This window comes from Bradyrhizobium oropedii (assembly GCF_020889685.1).
In the GTDB taxonomy this organism is placed as follows: domain Bacteria; phylum Pseudomonadota; class Alphaproteobacteria; order Rhizobiales; family Xanthobacteraceae; genus Bradyrhizobium; species Bradyrhizobium oropedii.
This window is the reverse complement of record NZ_JACMYO010000342.1, coordinates 1-3,816: the sequence shown is the minus strand read 5'-3', so window position 1 is coordinate 3,816 and position 3,816 is coordinate 1. Positions and strand designations below refer to the sequence as shown.

The following is a 3,816-nucleotide window of genomic DNA, read 5'->3' as shown; positions in this document are numbered from 1 at the left end:
CGCGCTGATCGTGCTGCGCCAGGCGCTGGCCTCGCTCGGCGCTGGCGATGCCGCCAAGCCTGCGTCGACACCACGTCAACAGCCAGCGCTGCCGAGCGTCGCGACGGCGCCGAGCCTCGCACCGTCGGGCACAGCCGGCCTCGACGTTCAGGAGATTTTGCTGCCGCAGGCCCGCGTCCCGATCGCCGAGGATGTGACCCGCGGCGCCAGCGGGCTCGCCGGCGCACTTGCGGATGCGCTCGATGCCGGCCCGTCCGCGGGCGGCACGCTCAATCTGATCCAGGAAGCGCTGCACGAGCTCGGCAATCCGGCACGGCAGGGTGCCGTGCCGCGGGAGATGCTGCCCGGCGATGTGCCTGCACGCGGCAACACGCCGCCACCGCCGTTTCATGGCGCGCTGCCGTCGGCCCAGGCGATTGCCGAGCCGTCGATTGCTCCAAGCACGCCGCTCGCAACCGCCGCGCATCGTCTGTTGGAAAACACCGACGCGGCACTGGCGCGGCAGACGCTGCTGCAGGTCGCCTCGCTGCCGGGCCACGGCGATGGTGCGCGCACGCAGCTCGACGCCATGGTGCCGCGCTGGAATTTCGAGATCCCGTTCCTGACCCAGCAGGGCACGGCGATGGCTCAGTTCGAGATTTCCCGCGACGGCGGCGGCACCGAAGTCGAAGCCGCCAAGCGGGTGTGGCGGGCGCGTTTCACGCTCGACGTCGAGCCGGCCGGGCCGGTGCACGCGCTGGTCTCACTGAACGGCGAACGCACCTCGGTGCGGATGTGGGCCGAGCGTCCCTCGACCGGAGCGCAACTGCGCGCCGGCGCCTTCGAATTGAGCCAGGCGCTCACAAGGGCCGAGCTTACGCCCGGCGATATCGAGATCCGCGACGGCAGCCCGCCGCAACCCGCGCCCGCGCGCGCCGGCCATTTCCTGGACCGCGCATCATGAGCGAGACGCAGAACCAGCTCGCGGTCGCGCTGCATTACGACCATGCCGGCGCGCCGCGCGTGGTGGCGAAAGGCAAGGGCGCGATCGGCGCCAAGATCATCGAGGTCGCCAAGGCCAACGACATCCCGATCGAGGAGAACGAGGTCTTGGCCGGCGCGCTCTCCAATGTCGAGCTCGGCGACGAGATCCCGGCCGAGCTCTACAAGGCCGTCGCCGAAGTGCTGGTGTTCGTGCTGCGCATGTCGGGCCGGGCGCGATAACTTTCATTGCCATCCTTTCACCACGATGGCATCCACCATCGTCGTTAACCCGAACCTGTCCAGGACGTGTCGTGATCCATCGCCGCCATGCGCTCGGTCTGCTTGCTGCCGCCACCATCCTGCCGTCGCGCAGTTTTGCGAATGTGTCGTACCAGCGCAGCGAGTTTCGCGAGGATCTCGCGAAACGGTTCTTCGATCTCGGCACCGAGGGCACCTTCGTCGGCTACAAGATCGACGATTATCTGATCATCGCGAGCGACAAGACCCGCTCCGGCGAGGGCAGGCTGCCGGCCTCGACCTTCAAGATCCCGAACGCGCTGATCGCGCTCGAGACCGGCGTGGTGCAGGACCCCGACAAGGACGTCTTCAAGTGGGACGGTGTCACCCGCAGCATCGAGGCCTGGAACAAGGATCACACGCTGCGCTCGGCGATCGCGGTGTCGGCATTCCCGGTGTTCCAGGAGATCGCCCGTCGCATCGGCGAGGAGCGGATGAAGAAGTATGTCGACATCATCGACTACGGCAATCGCGACATCGGCGGCGGCATCGACCGGTTCTGGGTCTCGGGCAATTTGCGGATCGATCCGATGCAGCAGATCGATTTCCTCGACCGGCTGCGCCGGGGCGTGCTGCCGGTCGGCAAGCGCAGCCAGCAGCTGGTGTGCGACATCCTGCCGGTGACGAAGGTCGGCGACGCCGTCATTCGCGCCAAGACCGGCCTGACCGACAAGGAGCACGGCTCGCTCGGCTGGCTGGTCGGCTGGTCCGAGAAGGGCGGTGACGTCACGGTGTTCGCGATGAATATGGACTGCAAGACCCAGGCGCAGATCGACGCGCGGATCAGCGTCACGCAGCAATGCCTCACCGATATCGTCGCGCTGTGACGAGCTGATCTGCGCGCGTCGCGGCTGGTGATCGCCGGTAAGCTCGACTAGCATCCCCCGCAAATCAAAGCGGAGGAAATCATGCGTTCGGCAACAGTCTGGCTCTCATCGCTCACGCTCGCCGCGGCGGGCGGCTGGCTCGCAGCCACGGCGTTTTCGGCGCCGGCCACCAGCAAGGAGCCGCGCTTCCCGCAGCTCACCATGGATCAGCTCAACGATCTGCAGAAACCGCTCGGCGAGCAGATCATGAAGGTGTCGAGCGTCGGCATCGGCGGGCCCTACAATCCGATCATTCGCAGCCCGGTGCTCGGCCAGCGCCTCTACGATCTTTTCTACTATCTGCGCTGGCAGACTTCGGTGCCGACGCGGCTGAACGAATTCGCGATCCTGATCATCGGCCGGCAGTGGCGCTCGCAGGTCGAGTGGTTCGCGCATGCGCCGCTCGCGGCCAAGGCCGGGCTGTCCGCCGACGTCATCGCCGAGTTGAAGGCCGGCAACCGGCCGTCGAAAATGGCCGACGACGAGGCCGTCGTGTACGACTTCGTCACCGAGCTCAGCACGACCAAGAAGGTGTCCGACGAGACCTATGCGCGGGCGAAAAAGATCTTCAACGATCAGCAGATCGTCGATCTCACCGCGCTCGCCGGCAATTACGTGATGGTCGCGATGATCCTGGCGATGGCCGAGGAGACGGTGCCGCCCGGTAAGGAAGAGCCGTTCAAGGTTGGAGAGAAGTAGGGCGCTGCATCGATCGGGCGCGCCTCAGCGTCCGATCGCCCGCTGCAAGGCCGGCATAAGTTTCGGATCGCGGCATTGCGCGACGTTGAAGCGCATGAAACCGGTGGCCGATTGCGTGGTGCTGAACACGTTGCCCGGCGCCAGCACGATGTTGTCGGCGAGCGCAGCGCGCGCCACGTCGGCGGAATCGCAGCCGTCGGGCAGGCGGCACCAGAGCTGGAAGCGGCCGCGCGGCATCAGCCACGGCTCGATGCCGATGCGTTGCAGCTTCTCGCCGACGTCGCGGCGGGCGCGCACCAGCCGCCGGCGCAGCTCCTCGACGTGCTTGCGGTAGAAGCCGGTCGCCAGCACGCTTGCGATGATTTCGGTCGCGACCGCGCAGGGGCCGCCGAATCCGGTCGCGACTTGCAGATCGACCAACTGCTCGATCCAGTCGGCGCGCGCCGCGATGAAGCCGCAGCGCAACGACGCCGATAGCGTCTTGGAGAAGCTGCCGATCCGGATCACGCGGTTGAGCCCGTCGAGCGCCGCGAGCCGCGCCGACGGCTCCGGCTCGAAATCGGCGAAGATGTCGTCCTCGACGATGGTGAGATCGTAGCCGGTGGCGGCATTGAGCACGCGGTGGGCGGTCTGTGGCGACATCGTGGCCCCGGTCGGATTGTGCAGCCCGGACACGGTGATGTAGAGCCGCGGTCGCTCGGCTTCGAGCACCGCCTCGAAGCTTGCGACATCGGGGCCCGCAGGCGTGTAGGGCACGCTGACGAGCTTGACCTGATGGGCGCGCAGCAGCGCGCGGAAATTGAAATAGCAGGGATCGTCGACCAGCACGGTGTCGCCGGGCCGCAGCAGGAAGCGGCAGATCAGGTCGATCGCCTGGGTGCCGGACATCGTGAGCAGCACCTGCTCGGGCGATACTTCGAGGCCCTCGTCGGCGAACCGCGCCATCAGCGTGCGGCGCAGGGCCAGCGAGCCGCGCGTCGCGCCGTAATCG

General features: G+C 67.2%; 5 protein-coding genes. 4 read left to right on the top strand and 1 reads right to left on the bottom strand.

Annotated features, from left to right (window positions below; genetic code table 11):
* The 4 genes from fliK to H8A95_RS41990 all read left to right on the top strand — a co-directional run.
* On the top strand, positions 1-943 hold a 943-nt coding region (fliK, locus tag H8A95_RS42005; protein WP_229188307.1), incomplete at its 5' end, for a flagellar hook-length control protein FliK.
* Entirely contained in the window at positions 940-1,203 is a 264-nt protein-coding gene (locus tag H8A95_RS42000) for an EscU/YscU/HrcU family type III secretion system export apparatus switch protein (RefSeq protein WP_021081624.1), read from the top strand. The genes fliK and H8A95_RS42000, both read left to right, overlap by 4 nt.
* A gap of 71 nt (positions 1,204-1,274) precedes the next feature.
* Positions 1,275-2,087: a class D beta-lactamase gene (blaOXA, locus tag H8A95_RS41995; RefSeq protein WP_229188306.1), complete on the top strand. Its 813-nt coding sequence runs from the start codon at positions 1,275-1,277 to the stop codon at positions 2,085-2,087.
* A gap of 81 nt (positions 2,088-2,168) precedes the next feature.
* Complete coding sequence (locus tag H8A95_RS41990; RefSeq protein WP_229188305.1) at positions 2,169-2,825, top strand: carboxymuconolactone decarboxylase family protein; 657 nt, start codon at positions 2,169-2,171, stop codon at positions 2,823-2,825.
* Between the two features lie 24 nt (positions 2,826-2,849).
* On the opposite strand, the gene H8A95_RS41985 is transcribed toward H8A95_RS41990, so the two are convergent.
* A partial coding sequence (locus H8A95_RS41985) for an aminotransferase-like domain-containing protein (RefSeq protein ID WP_229188304.1) occupies positions 2,850-3,816 on the bottom strand: 967 nt, incomplete at its 5' end.